The following is a 24680-nucleotide window of genomic DNA, read 5'->3' on the forward strand; positions in this document are numbered from 1 at the left end:
TGGGTAAGATACCGGGCAAAACTACTTATGCCCCAAAGATCCGCACAACCTGGTGCGGCCCTAAACCATCGTACATGTATGAATCCTGACAAGTTAAGAACAAATGAACGGCCGGAGCGCTCCCGATCCGGCACCCATCTCGCCCGCCTGGGTGTATTGGCCCTGCTTGGGCTGAGTACCGTAGGGTTAGCCCAAAAAGCAAAGCCTGTTCAGCCAAAATTGGGCACCCGATCGGTAAAAACGATTCAGGTTGGCTCCTTCACGTTTAAAGACCTGAACCGCAACGGACGGCTCGACCCTTACGAAGACTGGCGCTTGCCGGCCGAGACCCGGAGCCGTGATTTGCTGCGTCAGATGTCGGTGGAGCAAAAGGTTGGTTTTATGCTCATCAGCACCACCCGCCTGAAAAACGACTGGTCATTTGAAGCACCCCGGGGCAAAGAGCCCATTACGAGCGATTTCAACGAGGACGATCTGGTGGCGACCATGAATATGTTCACCAAAAAGCCCTTGCCCACACCTATTATGAATGCCGCTGGAACCACCAAGGCCGTAACCCAGTTTGGGCTGCGCCATTTCATTTTGCGGGCCAACGTGAGCGCCCGCATAACGGCCGAGTGGGCCAACAAGCTACAGGCTCTCTGCGAAAGCCAACCGTTGGGTATCCCGGCTATTGTGGCTTCGAACCCGCGCAATCATATTACCGCTTCGGCCGCTATTGGTACGAGCGTCGGCAAAACCGTGTTTTCGTCGTGGCCCGGCGAGCTGGGCCTGGCTGCCATGCGTGACCTCAAGCTAACCCGCGAGTTTGCCGACATTGCCCGGCAGGAGTGGGCCGCCGTGGGCCTTCGCAAAGGCTATATGTACATGGCCGATCTGGCAACGGAGCCGCGCTGGCAACGGGTAGATGGCACCTTTGGCGAAAATGCCGACTGGGCCGCGCAGATGATTACGCAGGTGGTGCTTGGTTTTCAGGGACCGAAGTTAGGCCCGACCTCGGTTGCCATGACCACCAAACATTTTCCGGGCGGAGGGGCCGGTAAGGAAGGGCAGGACCCGCACTTCGACTGGGGAAAAACAGAGGTGTTTCCGGGCGGAATGTTCGAAAATAACCTGATTCCGTTCAAAGCGGCCATCAAAGCGGGTACGTCGGCCATTATGCCGTATTATTCCATGCCTGTTGGGACTGCGTATGAGCCTATTGCTTACGCGTACAATCGGGCTGTCATTCATGATCTGTTGCGGCTTAAACTTGGCTTCAAAGGCATTATAAACTCCGATACGGGCCCCATCGAAATGATGCCCTGGGGAGCCGAAAATCTGGCCATTCCCGAGCGGTATAAGCGTACACTCGAAGCCGGCGTAAACCTTTACTCGGGCACGGCCGACCCGTCGAGCCTGCTCGAAACGGTGAAAAGCGGCATGGTAGATATGAAGCTGATCGACGACTCTGTGGTGCGCTTGCTGAACGAGAAATTTGAGCTGGGCCTTTTCGAAAACCCGTACGTGGACGAAGATGCCGCCGAACAGATTGTGGGCAACAAGTCGTTTCAGGCCCGCGCCGACCTGGCCCAGCGGAAATCCATTGTGTTATTGCGAAACGAGAATAAAACACTGCCCCTGAAAGCTCGTACCAAGGTGTACTTCGAAACGTATCAGAAGCGGGCGGGTGCACCGGCATCGGGGCCGGGCGAGGTGTTTACTAAAAACAACCCGAACCTGCCGGTGGAGTTCGTAAAAACGCCCGATGAGGCTGATGTAATACTGCTCTGGATTGCGCCCGGCTCACGGTCGTTGTTTGCCTCCGACGGGAGCCCGCTCGAACTGTCGCTGTCGAAAAATGCGGTAGATGTCGGGTACATCAACGCACTCATCGCCAAAAAACCGACCGTTTTGGCCATTAATTACACCAACCCGTGGGTGATCGATGAAATTTATAACCCGGCCGTCAAAGACAATGTAAAAGGGGTGTTGGCCACGTTCGGAACCACTGCTGAAGCCGTGCTTGATGTGGTTACCGGGCAGTTTAAGCCGACCGGTAAAATGCCGTTTACCACCCCTATATCGGCTCAGGCGGTCAAAAACGGAAAAGAGGATGTTCCAGGTTATCTCGAAGGGCCGGGGTACGCTTTATTCAAATACGGCGAGGGCCTGACCTATTGAAAGGTCCGTGCCGATCTCGTGCTGTCGAGTCCCGGATTCTGAACCAAAACGGCCCGCTGACAATCAGCGGGCCGTTTTGGTAAACTATAGCAGAAACTATTAGACGTTCTCCGACGTCAGCTTGGCACCCAGGTACTCGCGGTTCATGCGCGCAATGTGGTCGAGTGAGATCGACTTGGGGCATTCTACCGAGCAGGCACCCGTGAATGAGCAGGCACCAAAACCTTCGGCGTCCATCTGCGCCACCATCCGCTCGGCCCGAATCTTGCGCTCGGCCTGACCTTGGGGTAATACCGCCATGTGCGACACTTTCGCCGACACAAACAGCATGGCCGATGCGTTTTTACAAGCCGCTACGCAGGCACCGCAACCAATGCACTGAGCCGCGTCCATGGCCTCATCGGCAATGGTCCGGGGGATGGCAATTTCGTTGGCATCGGGGGCCGAACCGGTATTCACCGATACGTAACCACCGGCCTGCACCACCCGGTCAAAGGCCGTCCGGTCGACCATCAGGTCTTTAATCACCGGGAATGCCCGTGCCCGCCAGGGTTCAACCACAATCGTGTCGCCATCGCTGAACGAACGCATGTGAAGCTGACAGGTTGTAGCACCCGTTTGGGGGCCGTGAGCCCGTCCGTTGATGTACATCGAGCACATACCGCAGATACCCTCGCGGCAGTCGTGATCGAAGGCGACGGGCTCATCACCTTTCCGAATCAGCTCGGCGTTCAGTACGTCGAACATCTCCAGGAAAGACATATCGGGCGAGATGTTGTCGAGGCTGTACTCGACCAACTTACCCGCTGTATTGTTATTTTTCTGTCTCCAGACTTTGAGATTAACTTTCATCAGTTCTAAAGTTCTCAGTTTCCGGTTTTCAGTTTTCAGTTTTCAATTGCCGAGCTTCAGTACTTATGCGTCAGCCACTGCAAACTGTATACTGTAAACTGCAAACTTATTTGTAGCTACGTTGGGTCAACTTCACATTTTCAAACACCAGGTCTTCCTTGTGCAGTACTTCGGGCTGGTTTTCGCCTTTGTACTCCCAGGCAGCCACGTAAGCGTAGTTCTCATCGTCGCGCTTGGCCTCACCGTCTTCGGTTGAGTACTCTTCGCGGAAGTGTCCCCCGCACGACTCGTTCCGGTTCAGGGCGTCGTCGACCATCAGCTCGCCGAGTTCGATAAAGTCAGCCACACGGCCAGCCTGCTCTAGCGTCTGATTCATTTCTTCGTTGTCGCCGGTTACCTTCACGTTGCTCCAGAACTCCGCTTTCAGCTCCTGAATCATCTTCTTCGCTTTCTTGAGGCCCTCCTCCGTGCGCGACATACCGCAGTAGTCCCACATAATAAGCCCCAGCTTGCGGTGGTACTCATCAACCGGCGTGGTTCCATTGATCGACAGCAGCCGCTGAATCTGATCCTGAACCCGCTGCTCGGCCTGCTTGAACACTGGTGAATCGACAGATACTTTATCGGCCGGGCCGATGGTCGCCAGATAGTCGCCTACCGTGTAGGGGATTACGAAATAACCGTCGGCCAAACCCTGCATCAGGGCCGAAGCACCCAGACGGTTAGCACCGTGGTCGGAGAAGTTAGCTTCGCCCAGAGCGTACAGACCGGGGATCGTCGTCATCAGGTTGTAGTCAACCCACAGACCACCCATGGTGTAGTGTACGGCCGGGTAAATCATCATCGGCGTTTCGTACGGGTTGTCGTCTACGATTTTCTCGTACATCTCAAACAGGTTACCGTACTTCGCTTCGATTGTCTTGCGACCGTCGCGCTTGATGGCGTCGGCAAAGTCGAGATACACGGCCAGACCCGTTTTGCTCACCCCACGGCCCTCGTCGCACACGTATTTCGCGTTGCGCGAAGCCACGTCGCGGGGCACCAGGTTACCGAATGAAGGATAGCGACGCTCCAGGAAGTAATCGCGGTCTTCTTCTTTCAGATCGGTCGGCTTCATGAGGCCTTTCCGAATCTTCTCTGAATCCTCTTTGCGCTTGGGAACCCACACGCGGCCGTCGTTCCGCAACGACTCCGACATCAAGGTCAGCTTCGACTGATAGTCGCCTTTTACGGGAATACAGGTCGGGTGAATCTGCGTAAAGCAGGGGTTTGCAAACAAGGCACCATGCTTGTGGGCACGCCAGGCGGCCGTTACATTGGAACCCATGGCGTTGGTCGACAGGTAAAATACGTTGCCGTAACCACCCGTGCAAAGCAGTACCGCGTGGGCCGAGTGCGACTCAATCTTACCCGTAACGAGGTTGCGGGTGATGATACCCCGTGCCTTGCCACCCTCCACCACGAGGTCGAGCATTTCGGTGCGTGGGTAGAGTTTCACCTTGCCGTTGGCTACTTGCCGGCTCAGGGCCGAATACGCACCGAGCAGCAGCTGCTGACCGGTTTGGCCGCGGGCGTAGAACGTACGCGATACCTGCGCACCACCAAACGAACGGTTGGCCAGCAGACCGCCGTATTCACGGGCGAAAGGTACCCCCTGCGCTACGCATTGGTCGATAATGTTGACACTCACCTCGGCCAGGCGGTACACGTTTCCTTCACGGGCCCGGTAGTCACCTCCTTTGATGGTGTCGTAGAACAGACGGAACACCGAGTCACCGTCGTTCTGATAGTTCTTAGCGGCATTGATACCGCCCTGCGCTGCAATGGAGTGGGCCCGGCGGGGGCTATCCTGGAAGCAGAATGCTTTTACGTTGTAACCCAACTCGGCCAGCGAAGCGGCCGCTGAGGCACCAGCAAGGCCCGTTCCGACCACAATGATGTCGTACTTACGCTTGTTGGCCGGGTTCACGAGCTTCAGGCCAAACTTATGACGTGCCCACTTTTCTGCGAGCGGGCCTTCAGGAATCTTTGCCTCTAATTTCATAGTTAACAGTTGGTTAGATGCCATTTACCCAATAAAGTTGTTCGCCTTCAGGAAGATGTAAATCGGCATGGCCGCAAAGAGGGCCGGAATCAAAATGGCGAACACATACGTACCCAGCGCTTCGATGAGCGGGGTGTACTTTTTATGACGGAGACCCAGAGTCTGGAAACCACTCTGGAACCCGTGAACGAGGTGATACCCCAGGGCTACCATCGACACGACGTAGATCAGCACGTACCACCACTGCGAGAAAGCCGCCACAACGACCGTGTACAGGTCTTTGTACTGCTTACCGTCGTACTCGGCCATCGGTACCGACCCGAAGTGCATCTCGTACCAGAACGTGCGCATGTGCAGGATGATGAAAATGAGCAGCACAGTGCCGAGGATTCCCATGTTACGCGATGACCAGGCGCTGTTGGCTTCGGGCCGCTTGAACGCGTAATCGACAGGACGTGACGCCTGGTTGTGGCGCGTCAGCACGAAGGCCATCAGCGCGTGTACCAGAATCGACGTGTAGAGCAGATAAGAAACTGTAATGATGAGCGGGTTGTGAGTCATGAAGTACGTGTACTCATTGAAAGCTCGTCCTTCATCGCCCTTGAACAACTGAAGATTTCCGGCCATATGGACGACCAGAAATGTACTTAAAAACAACCCAGTCAGCGACATGATGACTTTTCGGCCGAGTGAGCTGGAAAGCGTTTGTGTTACCCAAGACATACCGTGTAGTGCACCGATTATGCGTAAAAATTGTATGATTAACAGCCTGATTAGACCAAGGGTCAAAACTAAATCACAAACCCCACGCGTCCAAAATCAGGGTAGTTTTTTCGGGGTAAGTTGTTCAATTTTGAACCAGTTCAAATAGGCTATGTCACCTGTTTTGCCAACAGATTGTTTAAGTTTTTTGTTTGTTTACTTCAACAAAATGTGTGCTCTATTTTTTAGCTATCCGCGCAACAAGTAGATCCGACTTTTGGACTGAATAGGCCAAATGCCGTTCCTTTGTAACGTAGTAAAGGGCGCAAAAGGTCACTCTTTGCCGACCCCAGCCCGCACCCTTTCACTCTTTCACTCTTTCGCTCTTTATGAAAGCATACGTTTTCCCCGGTCAGGGATCGCAGTTCAAAGGCATGGGCCTCGACTTGTACCAGAATGGCTCACCGGCTGTTAAGCAGATGTTCGAACAGGCCGACCGGATTCTGGGCTTTAGCCTGACCAAAGTAATGTTTGAAGGGACCGACGAGGAACTGAAGCAAACCAACGTAACCCAGCCCGCTATCTTCCTGCACTCAGTGGCACTGGCACAAACCGTTGCCGACTTCGAACCGGCGATGGTGGCAGGGCACTCGCTGGGTGAGTTCTCGGCGCTGGTTGCTGCCGGAGCCCTGTCGTTTGAAGACGGCCTCCGGCTGGTGTCGCAGCGGGCCGAAGCCATGCAGCGGGCCTGTGAACTGAACCCGTCGACGATGGCGGCTGTACTGGCCCTGCCCGATGCCACCATCGAACAGATATGTGCCGACGTAACAGCGGGCGGTGAAGTGGTTGTTGCGGCCAATTTCAACTGCCCCGGTCAGGTAGTAATTTCGGGTACTCACGAGGGTATTCGGTTGGCGGGTGAAAAACTGAAAGAAGCCGGTGCTAAACGGGTGTTGCCGCTGCAAGTAGGTGGTGCATTTCACTCGCCACTGATGGAACCCGCCCGCGAAGAACTGGCCAAAGCCATTGCAGAAACGCCTTTCTTTGAGCCGCGTTGCCCCATCTACCAGAATGTCAATGCCCAACCCGCCACGGCGATTCAGACGATCAAGGCGAACCTGATTGCCCAACTCACGGCTCCGGTGCGCTGGACGCAGTCTGTGGAGGCAATGGTTGCCGATGGCGCTACGTTGTTTGTGGAGTGCGGCCCCGGCAAGGTATTGCAGGGTCTGGTGAAGAAAATTGCGCCAGCCGCCGAGGTAGCGGGCGTGTAGTTTCCCGGATTTATACAAACAACAACGGCCCCGTCATCAGGACGGGGCCGTTGTTGTTATAACGTAAATTATTGAAAGCTGCCTGTCAGCCTGAGCCTGTCGAAGGCCCGCGCGTCAGCAACTTGCATACTTCACGTCATTAAAGCTATTCCGCGTAATCAAGCTGTTCAGAGTAGGCTTAACCTACCCGAAACACCCAGGCGGATTGGGCCGCCAGCTGCTTGCGGGCAGCCTCAGGAATTTGTACCGTAAGCCCGTTGGCGGTTTTCTCCACCTTTAGTGGCTTGTTATACCCTAACAGCATGACGGCTTTGCCTTTCTCCACCGAAACGTCGGAGAGGGGTAGGCTGGCTGGTAATGTTTCGCCCTCCTTGGGCAGGTAGGTCACGTAGGTCGACGTACCCTTGCCGGTAAAGGCCCATTGGCCTTTGCGATAAGGGGCTACGGGTTTGGTGCCGTAGATCGATTCACCGTTGATGCTCATCCACTTGCCGATTTCCTGCAGGCGGCTGTAAGCTTCTTCGTGCCACTCACCATCGGGACCGGGTGCAATGTTCAGCAGCAGGTTGCCGTTTTTGGCCACAATATCCACCAGCGTGTGAATCAGCCTGCGGGTCGATTTGAAATTTTCTTTCGGAATGTACGACCACGAATCGCCCATGGTCATGCACGACTCCCAGGGAATAGGCATGTATTGATCGGGAATCGACTGCTCGGGGGTTACGTAGTTCTCGAACTCACCCGTCACGGTCCGGTCTACCACCAGCAGACCGGGCTGATGGCTGCGGCCCATGCGGGCAATGCGTGCCATGTCGATGTCCTGATCGTAGGGGATGGTCCGTTGCCAGCTGATGGTGGAGTCGATGGTGCTGAAGGGCCGCACCCAGCCGCCGTCGAGCCACAGAATATCCACCTTGCCGTAGCCGGTCATGAGTTCCTCAATCTGGTTGTAGGTAAAGTCTTTGAATTTCTGCCAGCGGTCGGGGTAGCGCTTGGGCGCGTAGCTTACATTCCGGTCTTTAGGCGGGAAATACGGGTCCCAGTAGGTGGGCGTGTTCCAGTCGGGCTTGGAGAAATACGCCCCGATCATGAAATTCTGGTTGCGGAAGGCGTTAAAAATCTCTTTGGTGACGTTGCTGCGCGGGTTGCTCGAAAACGGCGACTTCGTGCTGGTGATTTTGTAGTCGGTCTGCTTACTGTCGAACATACAGAAACCGTCGTGGTGCTTGGTGGTGAACACCACGTATTTCATGCCCGCGTTTTTGGCGGCATCGGCCCAGCGTTCGGGGTTAAATTTGGTCGGGTTGAAGGTGGTCTGCAGGTTCTCATAGGCTTTTTTGTACTCGTACCAGTTGGCCGAGTACGGCCCTTTGCGTTCGCACCAGCCCTCGTCTTCGGGGCAGAGCGACCAGGATTCCACAATGCCCCATTGGCTGTAGGTGCCCCAGTGCATCAGCAAACCGAATTTTATATCCTGCCACCCACTCAGCTTTTGCTGCACCAGCGGGTCTTTGGGCGGTACATATTTGGAGTGGTTCTGTTCGGAGTGCTGCTGCGCCACGGCTACCAGGGTGAGTACATGGAGCAGGAGCAGCGAGAGGAATATGCGTTTCATAACTATCTATTGGGGTAACTGAATGGTTCAAGGTTTAAGCCGGGCAACCTGGCCTGTTTGTGGCTTCACCCCGACTTTGCGGAGCTTCTCGACCACAAACGTCCCGATGGCCCTGCCCTGCGCCTGTCCGTTTTCGATGGCGTCGCGGTAGTGGATACCACCGTACAGGCGTGAAATGGAGGCTTCTTCGGCAGCCTGCCGGAACGAGGTAAAGCTCCGCTCGGGGAGTTCGAAAATGGTTTCGGTGGTATCGGTAAACGAAAAATCCGGGCCAATCAAATACGAAAGTACCTCGGCCACGGCGCTCGAAATCACACTATGCCCGCTGGTGTATTCCGGAAAGGGGGGCGTTTGCAGCAAGGGTTGCCAGCGCGGATTGAGGTATCGGTTAATGGCCGTTTCGGGGCGGATACGGTTGCTGCGGTATTTCTCGTCCCAGCAACTGATAAAGGCATCCATCAGCGTCATGGCCACCACCGACTGCACCATCACCGCCTGATCGAACGGCAAGCGGGCTTTGGTCGATACCAGACCCGCAATGTTCATCCAGTGACCGCCGGGGCTTATTTTTTTGAAGCCGATAGACATATGCCCCGAGGTATTGATAGCGAAGGGGTTGCAGTCCCAGTACGAGGCAATAAAACGCTGCTCGGCGGTCAGGTTTTTGCCGGTTTGGTACACCTCCTGCATCATCCGGTAAAAGGCGCTCGTGGTGTCTTTGCTGAACGCAACCGGCGGCTTGGGCTTAAACTGCCCGCAGGAGTCGATTAGCATGGGCCGGATGGTGCGCCAGTGCGGTTCAATGGCTTCGATATAGCCCGGTGGCGTAGGGTACCAGTAGCCGTCGGCTTTGGTGGGCCGGTACCGCAGCCGGGCGCTCAGTTTCGAGTAATTGTCGGCAGCCGCGTAGGCCAGCACCTGTTTGGCTACGGCCTGCGCCACGCTCACCGACTGTGCCACCAGCGCGTCGGGGTAATGTCCTTTCAGTTCGGCCAGGAACTTGGTCTGTTCGTCGGCCAGCATATAGCCCGAGGGCAGAATCAGCCGACCCGTCTCCAGCATACAATACAGGGCCGCAATCTGGTAGTCGTAGGGTTTGCTTTTGTCGACCGTCAGGGGCTTAAAGCTGCGGACCAGCCGGGCGGGCGAGACACCGCCGGCTTGCTGCCGGGCCACAATTTCGTGGGCTCCAAGCAGGCAATAGGTATAAAAACGACTGGCCGCCGGTGGATTGGCCACATCGTGGATCATTACCATCGTGAGGGCAAAGACAGTCGGCTGCAGCCGGGCGTTCAGATCGGGCCGGGCGGCTTTGGCCGGGCTAATCCAAACGATCAAAAGCAGGCAAATTAATACATATCGCTTCATTATTTTTCCCGTTTGTAGGCCTGTAGGGGTTGATTAAACGCCCCTATCAGCCAATAAGGTACCTGCCCAATCTTCATCGACACCACCGATTTGACATCTCCCCGCACCGACAGCCCGGCCGTAGGCTGACTCACGTACGTGAAGTTACCCTTACCATCACCGGTCAGCAGGCAACCGTAGTTTGCATCCATACTGCCCAGTTTCAGCCTGTTGTCCGATTTGTTGCCCAGCAGCAGCAAATCCGGGTGACCGTCGCCGTTGAAATCGTCGGCCATCAGTTGGGTAACCGGCGCGAGTTGGGCCTGAATGGGTAATACCTGTTTCGTAAACCGTCCGCCTTCGTTCAGGAAAACACAGGTCTGATTCTCGGTCACGGTTAGTTTGCGGGCCAGTTTCAGTTCTTCGGGCGTCAGAATTTTGTCCAAGGGCGCGTCGGCGTAGTCCTTGTAGAATCCGAAGCGCTTCCGCATGGCGTAAATCTGGTCGTTCAGTTCGTCTCGGCTCACAAAGGGGTACGATACGCCCTGCACGTAAAAGCAGAAGAAGGGGTCTATGGAGCCGTTTTTGTCGAAATCGGCGTAGTACAGCTCGGCCGGCTCTTTGCGCGAAAACTTCAGCTGGGAGTTAGTACCCAGATTCCCGGCTACTATATCTTTCCGGCCGTCGCCGTTGAGGTCCGTAATCAGCAACGACTGCCAGAAACCGTTGTCGGGTTCGGGGAAATAGGTGGTGGTTTTATCGACAAAACCGGTTTTGGTGTTCTGGTAAACCTTGATGGGCATAAACTCGCCAGTCAGCACCAGCTCGGGCCGGTTGTCGCCGTCGAGGTCGGCCCATTGGGCATCGGTCACCATGCCCACTGTCGCAAACGGCGAAGGCATTACCTTAAACAGCCCTTTGCCCCCGTTCTGAAGCAGGTACGAATGGGGAGCCTCTGGGTAACGACCCGGCACCACGCGCCCGCCTACAAACAGGTCGATATCGCCATCACCGTCGAAATCGGCGGGCCGCACGCAGGATTTACTGCTGGCGCTCAGGTTGGGCAACGAAGCAGCCGACAGCCGCAGATTACCCTTACCGTCGTTCAGGTACAGTTCGTCCTGCAAAGCGGGCGTGAGCGGTTCAAACAGCGAATACCCGCCTTTGGCCACGTACAGATCGTCGGCACCGTCGCCGTTGGCATCAAAGAATACAGCCGCTACAATGGCCGAATTGGTTTCGTCGCCAATGGCAATCCCCGGCGCCTGCCGGAACGAGCCGTCTTTCTGCTGTAGCCAGATACCGCCTTTTTTCTGGCCGTCGCCACTCACAAACAGGTCTTCCAGCCCGTCGCGGTTTACGTCGCCTTTGGCCAGTACCGGGCCAGTATGCGAGTACATCCAGAGCATGAGCGGCTGGCGCTTAAAATCGTTATCCGTAATGCCCACGTGGGTGTACGAAACCGCCGGAGTGGCTTTGGCAAACAGCGGGGCCGGGGTTTTGGGGCTTACCGGCGTCTCGGGTTTGCCGGCCGACTGCTGCACCTCCAGCACCTGATTGGCCGCTACCTGCGTCAGTTTCTGCACCGAACCATCGGGCCAGCTAATCCGCACCGAATCGGCCAGGGTGGCTTTGCCGAGGCCAAAGTGCAGGGTAAGCGGCTGGGTGGAGAGGTAGCCGCGCACCGGGCTCAGTTCCTGATACTGCTGCTGACCGCCCGCGTACACCTTCACCTGCGCGCCAATAGCCTGTTTGTTACCGGCCGTGGGCAGCAGCCGGACTTGCAGAAAAGTATTCTGAGCCTGCTCACGGGCCATGTTCTGGTACACGTAAGCCGTTTCGTTGATGTTGTTGATGATGATTTCCAGGTCACCGTCGTTGTCGAGATCGGCGTAGGCGGCCCCGCTGGAGATAGTGGGCGTGGTGAAGCCCCAATCCTGCTGCCGGTTGGTAAAGGTCAGGTCGCGGTTGTTGCTGAAAATGTAATTGGGCACTTTGGTGGAGGGCATGGCCCGGACCAGATCCATCAGTTGCACCGGCTCGCGGTTGATGGCCTTCTTGATTTTATAGTCGCCCCAGTAGCGCAGAAAATCCTTGTTGGTGTAGTCGCGGAGGTAGCCGTTGGTGATGAACAGGTCCTTGTAGCCATCGTTGTCGAAATCGGCCATGAGGGGTGCCCAACTCCAGTCGGTGTTCGATACGCCTGCCGTCTGGGCAATTTCGCTGAAGGTACCGTCTCCGTTGTTCAGTTGCAGCATGTTGCGCATGTACTGCCGCTGAAGGCCCTGCTGCGTCATCAGCTCAAACGACTCGTAATTTTCCTGCAACTGCAGCAGTTTCTGCCGCCGGTTGTCTTCGGGTAGCATATCCAGCGACATCACGTCGGGCAGGCCGTCGTTGTTGAAATCGGCAATGTCCACGCCCATCGAAAACTGCGCCAGGTGCCGGAAACAGTGCTCGGTATCGTCGCGGAAAGTGCCGTCTTTCTGGTTGATGTAAAGGTAATCGGGTTCGTTGTAGTCGTTAGTGACGTAGATGTCGGGCCAGCCGTCCAAGTTCACATCGGCCACGGCCACGCCCAGCCCGAAGGTAAGCGGGTACTGGTGAATGCCCGCCCGCTGGGTCGCGTTGATGAACCGGCCTTTCACGTTTTCGAGCAGGCGGTTACCGGCCAGTTCGTCGGTTTCTTCGTGAAGCCGGGCCAGCTCCATATTATCGTATTTCCTGATGTTGTGGTGCAGCAGAAATACGTCGAGGTCGCCGTCTTTGTCGTAGTCGAAAAAGACAGCCTGGGTGTTGTATCCTGGGTCGTCCAGGCGGTATTCTTTGGCGCGTTCCACAAACCGCAGGGGTTTGTCTTTGCCGCCCGTTTCGTTGATGAAGAGCTGATTCCGGCGGGTAGCGTCGTTTTTGCCGGAATAGCAGACGTAGATATCCAGCCAGCCGTCGCCGTTCACGTCGGCCAGGCTGACGCCGGTTTTCCAGCCGCCTTCGCGCCCAGCCAGGCCTTCGCCCGCTTCGGCGGTTACGTCTTTAAAGTTGAGTTTTCCTTCGTTCAGGTAGAGCTTGTTCGAGCCCAGGTTGGCGGTGAAGAAAATATCCTGAAGGCCGTCGTTATTGAAATCACCCACGGCCACCCCGGCCCCGTTGAAGAAGTACTCGTAGGCCAGTACGTTGAGGCTTTCGGTTTCGTCGATGTCGTTGCGGAAGGTGATGCCCGTCTGGAGTGGGTTAAGCGGTCTGAACAACTGGGCATGAACAGTCAGCGAGAGCAACCATCCGCCAATCATCAGAAGGAGCCACCCGTCGAAACGGCTCTGGCGGTATCGCCGTTGGGTGATCCATTGAAAAGAAAACAGTTTATGCATAGCGCACACGTAGCAACGACAGGTAGAAATACATAAAAATAGCAAAAAAAAGTAGGGGGCCGCCAGGCCCCCTACTTTTCACCCGGTGAAGCCGGTTATTTATCCCACCAGCTGCGGGCAACCCAGTTATCACCACCCGACAGCTTGCTTACCGCTGCCTTGTAGTTGGCCGAGTTGAGCGTAGCCTCGCCGGTTGGGTAAGGCTGCCGACGGGGGATCTGACCGCCTGAGAAGTTACCCACGTAGTTGACCGGAGTCAGCACGGGGAAGCCCGAGCGCTTCCAGTTGTTCCAGGCTTCGGAGAAGTTCATCAGCAAACCGGTAGTAGCCCAGTATTGCTCGTTGATTTGCTTCAACGCGTTGGCCGTCACGAGCGGGTTGGCGTCGGCATAGGCCGTGGCAGTAGCCGCGTCGATCGTGGCACCGTATTTCGACAGCGACTGAATACCGGCAACCACACCATTCTTATAGTGACCAGCGGCCGTGCCACCCACGTTGAAGCCACGTACTACGGCTTCGGCGAGCAACAGCTCAACTTCGGCGTAGGTTAGCACAAACAGGGGAGCGTTGCGGTTACGGTACATCATGGTCGGGCGTGAGTACTTGCCAATCGGCGTTGCGTTAGCACCCGTACCAGTGCCACCAGGATAGCCCGGTGACTTCGAGATGTCGGTAGCACCACCGTTCAGATCGTAGCCATTGGGCAGGCCCAACTGAGCGGCTGGTGTCGTGTTACCGGCGCTCGCCATGTCCTGGTTTGCGGTCAAACCATCGGCGGGAACTTCCGCTACCCGGCTCAGACGGGGGTCGTTGGTCGACTTGAGGTAGTCGATCATCGTCTTGCTCCAGCGCACCTGATATACGTCGGCCAGGGTGCTCAAAGCGGCACCGTTACCATTGCCAAAGCCTTTCGAGTCGTCGGCCATGATGTACGCATCGTCGGCTACACTGCTGAATACACCACCGGCAGCGGCTTTTTCGGCGAAGGTCTTAGCCGTAGCGGCATCTGATTTTACCAGACGCATCGCCAGTTTCAGCATGAGCGAGTAGCCATACTTTTTCCACTGAGCAATGTTGCCTTTGTAGGCAAAGGCGTCGTTGGTCGGAGCCGGGCTCGATGCGTTGAGGGCAGCCGTAGCCGTTTCGAGCCGGGTCAGCAGCGACTTGTACACACTCTCCTGCGTATCATACGCGGGGAGGGTAGTACCACCTTTGGCCTGCAGAGCCTGCGTGTACGGAATATCGCCGTAGGTGTCGGCAATCGACGAGAGCGCCTGTACCTGCATGATAACGGCAATGTTTGCCAAGTTCGCCAGGGCGGGCTTTCCTTTGGCCAACTGCTCCATTTCGTACGCATAGCTGGCACCCTGATACCCTACGTTCCAGGTACCTTGCTGGTAGTTAGCCGTGTTGCTCGACTGCACGTACTTGTCGGCATTGGAGTAGTAGTTGGCGGCACCCGACGTAGTCGAGGACAACACCTGTACCCACATGCTCTGGAACAGAATGGGGCCGTTGTAACCTGCAATTGAACTTACGTAGTTCCACTGAGCCGAAGGCAGCAACAGGTTCGGATCAAACGTAGTGGCCGAGGCCTGGGTTGGGTCGGTATTGAGTTGGTCGAGATCTTCGGTGCAGGAGAACTGCATAGCTCCCACCAAAAAGCTCAACGCGATTAATTTCTTCTTCATAATTCGGTTATTTAAACTTAATGTTCACGTTAACACCATAATTCCGGGTAGAGGGCAGGTTGGCACCTTCGATACCCGCATAACGCAGGTTCGCTCCAAACGAAGCTTCTGGGTCAATATTGTCGGTTTTCTTCATGAAGTAGAAGAGGTTCCGCGCAACAAATGAGACATTAACGCCCCGAATCAGTGGTACATTCTTCAGCAGTTGAGCCGGGAGGTTGTAGCCGAACGTGAGCTGACGCAACTTGATGAAATCACCATCTTCGACGCTGATCTTGGTTACGTTGTTGGCCAGTGCTGTGTAGTAAGCCTGTGGCGTAGCCGTAACGGTGTTGGGGGCACCCGTCTCCGACACACCCGTCCGAACACCACCGTCGCGACCTACCAGCGTCTCTTTGTGCAAGCCCCGGCGGTACGCGAAGTTTTCGGTAGCCGACAGAATCTTGTTGCCATAGTTGTAGTCGACCAGGAACGAGAGGTTGAAGTTGCTGAACGAGAAGTCGTTGTTCAGACCACCAAACAGGGTTGGCAATACCGTACCCATGTTGATCAGATCACCCCGAACCGGCAGGCCCGACGCGTCAACCACAATTTGTCCGTTAGCACCGTACTTGTAATCGTATGCCCGGATTTGCGGACCTGCTTCGCCCACTACGAAAGCCGTGATGGCGTTACCCAGCGTAGCCCGGTTTGAGCCCAGGCCGATGGGGTTGTTGTTCACGTCTGTTTGCAGGATCTTATTCTGTACCGAAGTCAGGTTCAGCGATACGTTCCAGTTCAGCCGTGAGGTCTTCAGCGGGTTGCCGTTGATCTGCACTTCAACCCCTTTGTTCTGGGTCGAACCTGTACCTACGATACCGGCCGAGTAACCCGTTGCCCAGCTGTAGTTGGCGGGCATGATCTCGTTGTTGGTTTTCTGGGTGTAGTACGCTACGTCCAGACCAAGGCGGTTGCCGAAGAAACGCAGTTCCAGACCCACTTCCACTTCGCTCTTCGTGAAGGGCTTCAGGAACAGGTTAGGCAGCTGTGAGCTAAAGTTACCCGTAGCAATACCATTAATGGCGTTACCTACGCCGTAGTACACGCTCGTACCGTAGGCTGTAGTAGGCTCACCGCTGGTCATAGCGTAAGCGGCCCGCAGCTTACCAAAGCTCAGGTTCGGAATCCGGATGAGGTCCTGGAAAATGAACGCACCCGTTACCGATGGCGTGAAGATTGAACGGGCCGAGCTGGGCAGGGTCGAGTACGTATCGTAACGGCCCGTGGTGCTCAGGTTCAGGATACCCTTATAACCCAGATCGACGTTGTAGTACGCTGACTGTACTTCGGTGTTGGCTACTTCGTAACCCCGGTTGAAGTTAACGACGTTGTTCCAGCTGTACAGGTAGGGCAGTACAAACGGACCACCGTTGATGTTCAGCTTCTCGTACTTGTTCTTCCGCAGGTTGGCACCCAGGATAGCATCGACCGTGAAGTCTTCGTTGATCGACTTGTTGATACCGATCAAACCGTCGATGTTCAGTTCGGTACGCTGGGCGTTCGAAAGTTCGTCCAGACCACCGCGGGCACCGTTTGAGTAGGCCGTTCCCCAGGGCGTTACCCGGAAATTGCGGTCGTTCGAGTTATCGTAACCAATCCGGGCCAGGGCGTAAATCCAGTCAGCAAACTGATACTTGGTCGAAGCCATTGAGATCAGACGCTTCCGGTCTACGTTGTTTACAAACTGGTTCACCACGAAGTACGGGTTCGTTACGTACTCGTCTTCGCTGAAGATGATCTCCCGGCCCGTTACCGGATCAAAACCCGGTGCCAGAATCCGCTGATCGATGTTCGTTGCCAGCAGGTAACCGTTGTTGGCGTTCAGCGGGCCATCGCTCAGGATTGGCTTGTTCTTCACGCGCTCGTCGATGTAGTTGGCCAGTACATCGAAGCTCAGTTTCGACGTAATGTTCTGCTGGAGAGTCAGGTTGATCGTTTTCCGACCCAGACCGCTGTTGGGCAGCACCGACTTGGCGTCCAGGTTCGACAGCGACAGACGGAACGAGCCGTTGTCACCACCCTTACCAACGGATACCGTGTTGGTGAAGTTGGTACCGTTGCGGTAGAAGTTGCGGATGTTGTCGCGCTGGGCTGAGTAGGGATACTGCTTTCCGTCGAACTGGATCGTCTGCGAACCGTCGAGACGGCCACCCCAGCTCAAACGGCCCGTTTGCTGAGCCAATGCCTGCGTAGCGGGTTTCACACCGCCGATACCCTGACCGTATTCGTACTGGAAATCGGTGAAGTTAACCGGCTGATCGGTCGTCAGGTTCATGTTGTAATCCACCGAGAAGTCACCTTTACGGCCTTGCTTGGTGGTTACCAGAATAACCCCGTTCGACGCCCGTGCGCCGTACAGCGCCGAGGCCGACTGGCCTTTCAGAACCGTGATCTTGTCGATGTCGTCGGGGTTGAGGTTACCCAAACCGTCGCCACCATCGGCACCACCCCACTCACCGGCGCTACCGCGCTGGGTGTTGTCCATGGGTACGCCGTTGATAACGATCAGGGGCGAGCCGGCCGAGTTCATGCTGGGCATACCGCGCAGCAACAGTTTCGACGTACCGCCGGGACCGCTGTTGGTTCCCTTTACCGACAGACCCGATACCCGGCCTGCCAGTGAGTTACCCACGTTGGTTTCCCGAGCCTGCGTAAACGCCGTTGCGTCGATGGTGGTTACGGCATAACCCACCTTGCGGGCATCTTTCGAGATACCAAGGGCGGTTACGACGACTTCCTGCAGTACGGATTCGCCGGGAACGAGTTTCACGTCGATTACCGAGCGGTTGCCCACCTGAATCTCCTGCTTTGTGTAGCCAATGTATGAGAACACCAGAACGGCGTTGTCATCAGCTACGGTGATGCGGTACCGGCCGCTTCCGTCTGTGTTGGTACCCCGTGTTGTGCCCTTTACGGTCACCGTGGCACCGGCCACTTCACTCCCTTTCTCGTCGGTTACTTTACCCGTGATTTCCTTATCAACGGCCAACGAGACAGACAAGCCCAGCATAAGCCAGGCTCCCAGGCAGAGCAAAACCTTAGGTAGTAATGCCCCAGGTAGTTTTAGCTTCATAGAATTATTGAAATGATTTGTTAGAGAATAGTAATTGGCAAGGGCCTCCAAACTCAATACAGAATTTGGCCTAAATTCCCATTTGGCAAACTTATTGAAAATTAATAAAAATTTTTAAAATGCCCTTAATATTTATAAAAATAATTTTCTTTTCGAGGTGGGTATTTAGGAATGAAATAAGAATAAATACGGAAAAAATAGAATTATAAAGACACCGGAGGAATTTGGTCCTTCTGGTAATTCCTGACTCTATGCCATAAACGCTTAAGCATAGATACTCAAAGACCGGCCTAACAAACGACAAAAGCCCCAGCAACGGGGCTTTTGTCGTTTGGTCAAGAGTACTCAGCCTGATGGTAAGTTGACTTAACCAACCAGCCAGATTCGGTAAAGCCGGGGCAGGGGCGTTACCGCTGAGCCGTTGGGGCAGGCCACTGGTATTCGAACTTATTGTTAATCGGTGCCCCGAAATAATTCACATTCAGGTAATCGAGCCGCTTCTTATGTATGGTGAGCCGTTGCAGGAAGTCGTCGACATTTTTGCGCTCTTTGGGCGTCCAGCCTACTTCGGCGAGGGCAATGGCGCGTGGCCAAACCATGTACTCCACGTACTCAGGTGTGCGCATGTACTCGGTCCAAACGTTGCCCTGCACACCGATAATGTGCTTGGCTTCGTCGGGGGTGAGGTTTTCAGGGGTAGGCTCATAGCCGTACGATTTTTCGAGGGTTGTAAAGCCCCCGATGGCAATGGGCTGGGTTTTGGCGTCGGCCTGATAATGGTCGAGGTAGCAGAACCCACCGGGTGTCATGATGGCGTCGTGCTTTTGCTTAGCGGCCGCAATACCGCCCTCGGTGCCGCGCCAGCTCATCACAATGGCATTGGGCGAAAGGCCACCCTCCAGAATTTCATCCCAGCCAATCATTTTGCGGCCTTTCGACGTGATAAACTGGTCGATACGCCGGATAAAGTAGCTCTGCAGCTCGTGCTCGTCTTTCAGACCTTCTTTTTTCATCAGGTCCTGACAAAACCGGCTTTCTTTCCACTGCTTCTTGGGGCACTCGTCGCCCCCGATGTGGATATACTGGCTCGGAAACAGGGCCATTACCTCGGTCAGCACGTCCTGCAAAAAGGTAAACGTCTCTTCGCGGGGAAACAGCACATCGTCGAATACCCCCCATTTGGTGCCAACCGGCACAATTTTGTCGGGGTTGCTGCCCAGCTCCGGGTAAGCCGCCAGAACCGCCACCGAGTGGCCCGGCAGTTCGATTTCGGGGATCACTGTTACGAAACGCTCCTGCGCGTACTTTACCACCTCCCGAATTTCGTCCTGCGTATAGAAACCACCGTACGGCTTACCGTCGTACTTATTATCGCCGTAGCGGCCGAGCATGGTTTCCTTGCGCTGCGAGCCAATTTGGGTCAGCTTGGGGTATTTCTTGATCTCGATCCGCCAGCCCTGATCTTCGGTCAGATGCCAGTGGAAGGTATTTTGCTTGTGGAGGGCAATCAGGTCGATGTATTTTTTGATGAAGCTCACCGGAAAAAAATGCCGACCCACGTCGAGGTGAAGCCCCCGGTAGGCGTAGCGCGGCTGATCTTCGACATAGCAGCAGGGGGCGGCCCAACTGACGCCCTTTACCACCGACGGGCTAAACACCTCAGCCGGGAACAATTGCAACAGCGACTGCACACCGTAGAAAAACCCTTTCGGTTCCTCGGCCGTAATCGTGATCTGCCTGGGCGTTACCCGCAGGTTGTACCCTTCGGCACCCAGTTTGGGGCCTTTGCCCAGGGCAAACACAATGGCTTGCTTACCCGATTGACCCTGACCAATTTTGGGTGTACGGCCCGTAGCCCGCGTCAGTTGATCGGCCAGCAGACCCGCTACGCCCCGAATTTCGGCGTTCGTATTGGGCAGCAGAATAGAGACTGTTGCGGGCAGGGTGTAGGTACCCGGCTGCTCGGTAAGCAGGGCGGGGCGGGGCAAAATGGCGTATTTGGCCGATTGGGCCATCAGCAGTTGCGTACTGAATACCAGCAGCAACAAACAGACTCGTAGAATTCGCATGGAGTTGAAAAAGGGTTATCGTTTGTGGTTTGTCGTTGTTACGCTGAGGTCAATCAAAGTAGTACGTGGTCGCTTTTGCGGAGTTTTTGCCAGGCAATGGCGGCTGCCCCCAATACGGCGGCATCGGCCTGGGGTAGGGCCGAGGGCAGAATAGGCAAATCGGGGTTGTACAAAAACAACTGATGTTTCCGAAGCGAGCGAATGGTCGGTTCAAACAAGAGCTTGCCCGCGTTGGCCAGCCCACCAAAGAGAATGATGGCCTGCGGACTGGTATGGGCTACGGCATCGGCCAGTTTCAGTCCCAGCAGTTCACCCACCTGCTCAAAGGCCTCGAGCGCAATGGGGTCGCCGGCTTTGGCGGCCTTGCTCACCTGCCGGGCGCTCAGGGCCGAGTAGCTCACGTCGCGCAGGGGGCTGGGCGTGGTGCGGTGGGCCAGCAACTCAAACACGGTTCGTTTCAGGCCGTTGGCCGATACGTAGGTTTCCAGGCAGCCTTTGCGGCCACAGCCGCAGTCGCGCCCGTTGCGATCCACGCAGATGTGGCCCAACTCACCGGCCAGACCGTCGTGCCCGTAAATCACCTCCCCGTTTGATACGATGCCGCTGCCCAAACCTGTGCCGAGCGTGACCAGAATAAAATCGCGGTACGACTGAGCGGCCCCGAAGTGCATTTCGCCAATAGCGGTGGCATTGGCGTCGTTGTCGAGCGCAATAGGCAGGTGGTAATCCTCGGCGAGCGCATCGGCAAACGGAATCCCGTAGGCCCATTTGAGGTTCGAAGCCCGAATGGTGCCCGTGCGGTGGTTGGCCGCCGGAGCCCCTACGCCCACCGCTTCGATTTCGGCCCCGTGTTGGTGGGCCAGCGTGGTTACTACCCGCCGGAGTTGGGCCAGATAATCGGGCAGGGTGGTAATTTGCCCGGAGTGGTAGGTTTGTTTGGCATGAATATGCCCCGTGGCGTCGACTAAGCCGACGGTGGTGGTGGTACCCCCAATGTCGATGCCTGCAACAACTTGTTTCATAGTCTGTTGGGTGGGGGTTATTCGTTGAGGTCGCTCACGAGTTTGTTGAACAGCGGGCTCTTGTGTTTCAGGTCGTAGATGTACTCCCAAAACATGACACCCGCCAGTTTTTTCGCTTTTACATACGCCACTTTGTGCGTAAACGACTCCTCGTCGGCGTAGGTGATAAACATGCGTTTTTCGGCGTTCCAGAGGTAAGGGGCCTTGGCGTCGGCATCCCAGTAGCGGACAAAGCCGTTTTTGTTGATGTAGTTGTCGAGCAGGCCGTCGTACCCGATAAAATGGTGCTTACCGGCTGCGGGCTGATAGAGGCCGTTGTCCTGCGGGCGCACGTCTTCCCACCCCCGGCCGTAAAACGGAATACCCAGCACGATTTTGCTCGCCGGGACACCCGCCCGGATGTGCCCATCCACCGCCGACATGGAGCTGTTGCGCGACTGATCCCCTTTTTTCGATTGGTCGAGCGGGCTGTGGTGACCCGTTACCTTGTCGTTGCCGTGGTAGAGGTCATAGGTCATGATATTGACGTAGTCCAGATACCGCTGCGCCTTGTTGAGTTCGGTATGGCTCACAAAAGCGGTGTCGCCCCCGGTGGCGGCCGTCAGCAGGTAGTGGTTCTTACCGGTGCGTTTGTCGAGCCGACCCTGCACGTCGAGTTGGTCGCGGATGGCTTTCAGAAACAGGGTGAAGTTTTGTTTGTCTTCGGGCCGGAAAATGTTGCCCGCCCCGATTTGCGCCGGGTACTCCCAGTCAATATCTACCCCGTCGAGCTTATGTTTTTTCAGAAACGCCACCGCGCTGTTGGCAAATTTCCGGCGGGCAGCCTCGCTCACGGCCGCATCCGAAAAGTACTTACAGCCGCCCCAGCCACCCACGGAGATCAGAATTTTGAGGTCTTTATTCTCCGACCGCAGTGAGGTCAGGGCCGCCAGGTTGGCCGAGTCTTTGGCCGAGATCGGTGCCAGCTCCCCATTTTCGGCAGGTACCGTAAAGGCGTAGTTGATGTGGGTAAGCCGCCGGGCCTGAATCTGTTCTTTGGTCCAGCCGTCGCCGGTCACGTAGCCGATCACGACGTATGAATTTTTGCGGGTTTGCGCCTGGGCCGGGGATAGAAAGAGGCCCATGAGCAGCGCGACTATGGAAAAGCGGAAAAGCTGTTTCATCTAGTTGGTAGTTGTTGATTGATCAGAAAGAAGGTTACTGGCGTGTGGGTTACCGCGTGAGTACTCCCAGCTCGGCCACCGATACGCCCGGGTCATCGGCTTTGGTGGTTTCCAGGGCGTCGAATTTCAGGTACCGGGCGGTTTGTGGTTTCTCAAACCGGACCGCCTGTTGGGTGGGGTTATTGTTGATGTTGCTAAACGTGCCCCCGGCCGCCGGTGCCGACCAGGATTTTCCATCCTGACTGACCCAAACGGCATACCGGTACACAATGCCCTCGGTACGGCCGTCCTGCCGGGGGAGGTAAGTAAATCCGTGGAGGTTGAGCGACTCGCCCAGATCGAGCACGACCGATGTGGGGCCTTCGGGGCTTTTGCGTTGCTGCCAGAGGCTCTCAGGGTTTCCGTCGATCAGGCGGCTGAGGGTTTGGCCGGTAGTGGCTGTTCCGGCCGACACCACCGTCCATTTGGCGGGGCTAATGTCGAACTGAGCCGTAACGGGTGTGCTTGCCCTGGTCATGTTGTTCACAAACGCGCGGGCTTTCACTACGCCCCCTTGCGGCAGGGCGAAGGGCTCCCCGAATCGCGGGCTTTGGGCTGTTGGCTCCGAGCCATCCGTGGTGTACGTAATCACGGGGTCAGTGGTGCGGGGGCAAACAATCCGAACCAACCCCTCTTTGCTGCGGCTGATAAGGGGGGGGACAATCAACTCAGGCGCATTGTACAGCTCGATATGCCGAATGAGCGGAGTCGCTTTGGCCTCGTCGATGCTAACCCGGATGCGGGCCGTGGTCAGGGTTGGAAAACGCAGAATCCGGCGGTTGCCAATGGTGGTGCCCTGCGCAATGGTCTGGTAGCTGCCATTCTGGAGGGCGGCTACCGAGAACTTCTTCACCCGTTGGCCCAGCGGTAGGTATTCTTCAATCAGAAGCCGGTTGAGCGTGGTGGGGCTGCCCAGATCAATGTCGAGGGTGGCTTGTTTGCTGCCTTCGGCCGCAGCCCAGTAGGTATCGCGGCTGGCGTCGAGCACGTTGCGCGGGGCAAACCGGGCTGTTTTATTGAATACCGTACTGGCCGTAACGGGCTTGTTGCTCGCCAGGTTGACGGTGGCTTTGTCCGTGTACGCCTTCAGGTCCATAAGGGCTTTCACGTCGTTTTCGTGAACCAGCCCCCGCCGGTCGACGGGGAGGTTGAGCAGCCAGTTGCCATTGCGCCCGATAGAGCTGTAATAAATATCGACCAGGTGCTCCAGCGATTTTACTTTATTGTCTTCGCTGGCGTGGTAGTACCAGCCCGGCCGGATCGAGCAGTTGACTTCGGTGGGTACCCAGTGCGTGCCGTCTTCGTGGCCGGGCGTCAGTTCCCAGTAATCGGGGTAGCCGGGGTACACTTTGTCGCGATTGAGGGTGCCCCAGTTGGTTTCGCCTGCGTAACCGTTCTCATTACCAACCCAACGTATATCGGGACCGGCATCGCTGAAAATAACCGCGTTGGGCTGGTACTGACGCACCGTAGCAATGAAGCCGGGCCAGTCGTACACCTGCTTTTTGCCGTTGGGCCCTTCACCGTTGGCCCCGTCGAACCATACCTCAAACACTTCGCCGTATTGGGTCAGTACTTCTTTCAGCGTTTTCTTGAAAATTTCGTTGTACTCGGGCGTGCCGTAGGCCGGATGGTTACGGTCCCAGGGCGACAGATACACCCCAAACTTGAGGCCGTACTCCTTGCACGCGGCCGAGAGGTCTTTCAAGACGTCGCCCTTGCCGTTACGCCATTTGCTGTATTTGACGGAGTGTTTGGTGTACTCCGACGGCCACAGGCAGAACCCGTCGTGGTGTTTGGCCGTAATCACAATGCCCTCCATCCCGGCCTGTTTGGCCACCCGCGCCCACTGCCGGCAGTCGAGCTGAGTAGGGTTGAAAGTGTCGGGTGTTTCGGTGCCGTGCCCCCATTCCTCGTCGGTGAAGGTATTCATGTTGAAATGGACAAACGCGTAGTACTTGAGCTTGTGCCACTGCAACTGCCGGGCCTTGGGAAGTGCGCCATAGGGGGCCGGAGCCGGCGCCTGAGCCGATGCCGGGCTGAGTAAGCCAAGAAAAAGCGAAAACAGAAGAGCGAAACGCATGAGGACGGTGCTTGAGGCTTTGTTTTTAAGGGTAAAGACGCAATTCGGAAGCTGACTACTCCCGCTTTTTCGGCTCGGTTGTAAGCTGACTACGCTTCATCGACCCAAAGGATACTAACCAACCAACATGAGTTAC

Annotated in this window: 14 protein-coding genes; 2 read left to right on the forward strand and 12 right to left on the reverse strand. The window is 56.0% G+C overall.

Annotated features, from left to right (window positions below):
* Positions 1 to 78 precede the first annotated feature (78 nt).
* On the forward strand, positions 79 to 2163 hold the full coding sequence (locus RUDLU_RS0117255) for a glycoside hydrolase family 3 protein (RefSeq protein WP_083940592.1): 2085 nt from the start codon (positions 79 to 81) through the stop codon (positions 2161 to 2163).
* A gap of 99 nt (positions 2164 to 2262) precedes the next feature.
* Here the strand turns inward: RUDLU_RS0117255 and RUDLU_RS0117260 are convergent, their stop codons facing one another.
* The 3 genes from RUDLU_RS0117260 to RUDLU_RS0117270 all read right to left on the reverse strand — a co-directional run bounded on the left by RUDLU_RS0117260 (position 2263) and on the right by RUDLU_RS0117270 (position 5782).
* Entirely contained in the window at positions 2263 to 3015 is a 753-nt protein-coding gene (locus RUDLU_RS0117260) for a succinate dehydrogenase/fumarate reductase iron-sulfur subunit (RefSeq protein ID WP_019989658.1), read from the reverse strand.
* Between the two features lie 106 nt (positions 3016 to 3121).
* Positions 3122 to 5059, reverse strand: coding sequence for a fumarate reductase/succinate dehydrogenase flavoprotein subunit (locus RUDLU_RS0117265; RefSeq protein WP_019989659.1), 1938 nt, complete (start codon positions 5057 to 5059; stop codon positions 3122 to 3124).
* 24 nt (positions 5060 to 5083) lie between these two features.
* Positions 5084 to 5782, reverse strand: coding sequence for a succinate dehydrogenase cytochrome b subunit (locus RUDLU_RS0117270; RefSeq protein ID WP_083940593.1), 699 nt, complete (start codon positions 5780 to 5782; stop codon positions 5084 to 5086).
* Between the two features lie 368 nt (positions 5783 to 6150).
* On the opposite strand from RUDLU_RS0117270, the gene fabD reads away from it, so the two are divergent.
* Positions 6151 to 7035 carry an ACP S-malonyltransferase gene (fabD, locus tag RUDLU_RS0117275; protein ID WP_019989661.1) on the forward strand — a complete coding sequence of 295 codons (885 nt, stop codon included), beginning with the start codon at positions 6151 to 6153 and terminating at the stop codon, positions 7033 to 7035.
* A gap of 178 nt (positions 7036 to 7213) precedes the next feature.
* On the opposite strand, the gene RUDLU_RS0117280 is transcribed toward fabD, so the two are convergent.
* The 9 genes from RUDLU_RS0117280 to RUDLU_RS0117320 all read right to left on the reverse strand — a co-directional run bounded on the left by RUDLU_RS0117280 (position 7214) and on the right by RUDLU_RS0117320 (position 24544).
* A complete protein-coding gene (locus RUDLU_RS0117280; RefSeq protein ID WP_019989662.1) occupies positions 7214 to 8650 on the reverse strand; it encodes an alpha-L-fucosidase in 1437 nt (478 codons plus the stop codon).
* A 27-nt stretch (positions 8651 to 8677) separates the two neighbouring features.
* A complete protein-coding gene (locus RUDLU_RS0117285; protein ID WP_019989663.1) occupies positions 8678 to 10018 on the reverse strand; it encodes a vanadium-dependent haloperoxidase in 1341 nt (446 codons plus the stop codon).
* On the reverse strand, positions 10018 to 13365 hold the full coding sequence (locus RUDLU_RS0117290; RefSeq protein WP_019989664.1) for a VCBS repeat-containing protein: 3348 nt from the start codon (positions 13363 to 13365) through the stop codon (positions 10018 to 10020). Before RUDLU_RS0117290 ends, RUDLU_RS0117285 begins: the two co-directional genes overlap by 1 nt.
* A 95-nt stretch (positions 13366 to 13460) precedes the next feature.
* Positions 13461 to 15056 (reverse strand): SusD/RagB family nutrient-binding outer membrane lipoprotein, encoded by a 1596-nt coding sequence (locus RUDLU_RS0117295; RefSeq protein WP_019989665.1) that lies wholly within the window; start codon positions 15054 to 15056, stop codon positions 13461 to 13463.
* A 7-nt stretch (positions 15057 to 15063) separates the two neighbouring features.
* Positions 15064 to 18168, reverse strand: coding sequence for a SusC/RagA family TonB-linked outer membrane protein (locus RUDLU_RS0117300; RefSeq protein ID WP_027303161.1), 3105 nt, complete (start codon positions 18166 to 18168; stop codon positions 15064 to 15066).
* 407 nt (positions 18169 to 18575) lie between these two features.
* Entirely contained in the window at positions 18576 to 20237 is a 1662-nt protein-coding gene (locus RUDLU_RS0117305) for a beta-N-acetylhexosaminidase (protein WP_027303162.1), read from the reverse strand.
* A gap of 53 nt (positions 20238 to 20290) precedes the next feature.
* Complete coding sequence (locus RUDLU_RS0117310) at positions 20291 to 21259, reverse strand: ROK family protein (protein ID WP_019989668.1); 969 nt, start codon at positions 21257 to 21259, stop codon at positions 20291 to 20293.
* 17 nt (positions 21260 to 21276) lie between these two features.
* Positions 21277 to 22422: a glycoside hydrolase family 18 protein gene (locus RUDLU_RS0117315; RefSeq protein WP_019989669.1), complete on the reverse strand. Its 1146-nt coding sequence runs from the start codon at positions 22420 to 22422 to the stop codon at positions 21277 to 21279.
* Between the two features lie 49 nt (positions 22423 to 22471).
* The gene (locus RUDLU_RS0117320) at positions 22472 to 24544 is read right to left on the reverse strand and encodes an alpha-L-fucosidase (protein WP_019989670.1); all 2073 of its coding nucleotides are present in this window, start codon (positions 24542 to 24544) and stop codon (positions 22472 to 22474) included.
* Positions 24545 to 24680: the final 136 nt, after the last annotated feature.

The organism is Rudanella lutea DSM 19387 (assembly GCF_000383955.1).
In the GTDB taxonomy this organism is placed as follows: Bacteria; Bacteroidota; Bacteroidia; order Cytophagales; family Spirosomataceae; genus Rudanella; species Rudanella lutea.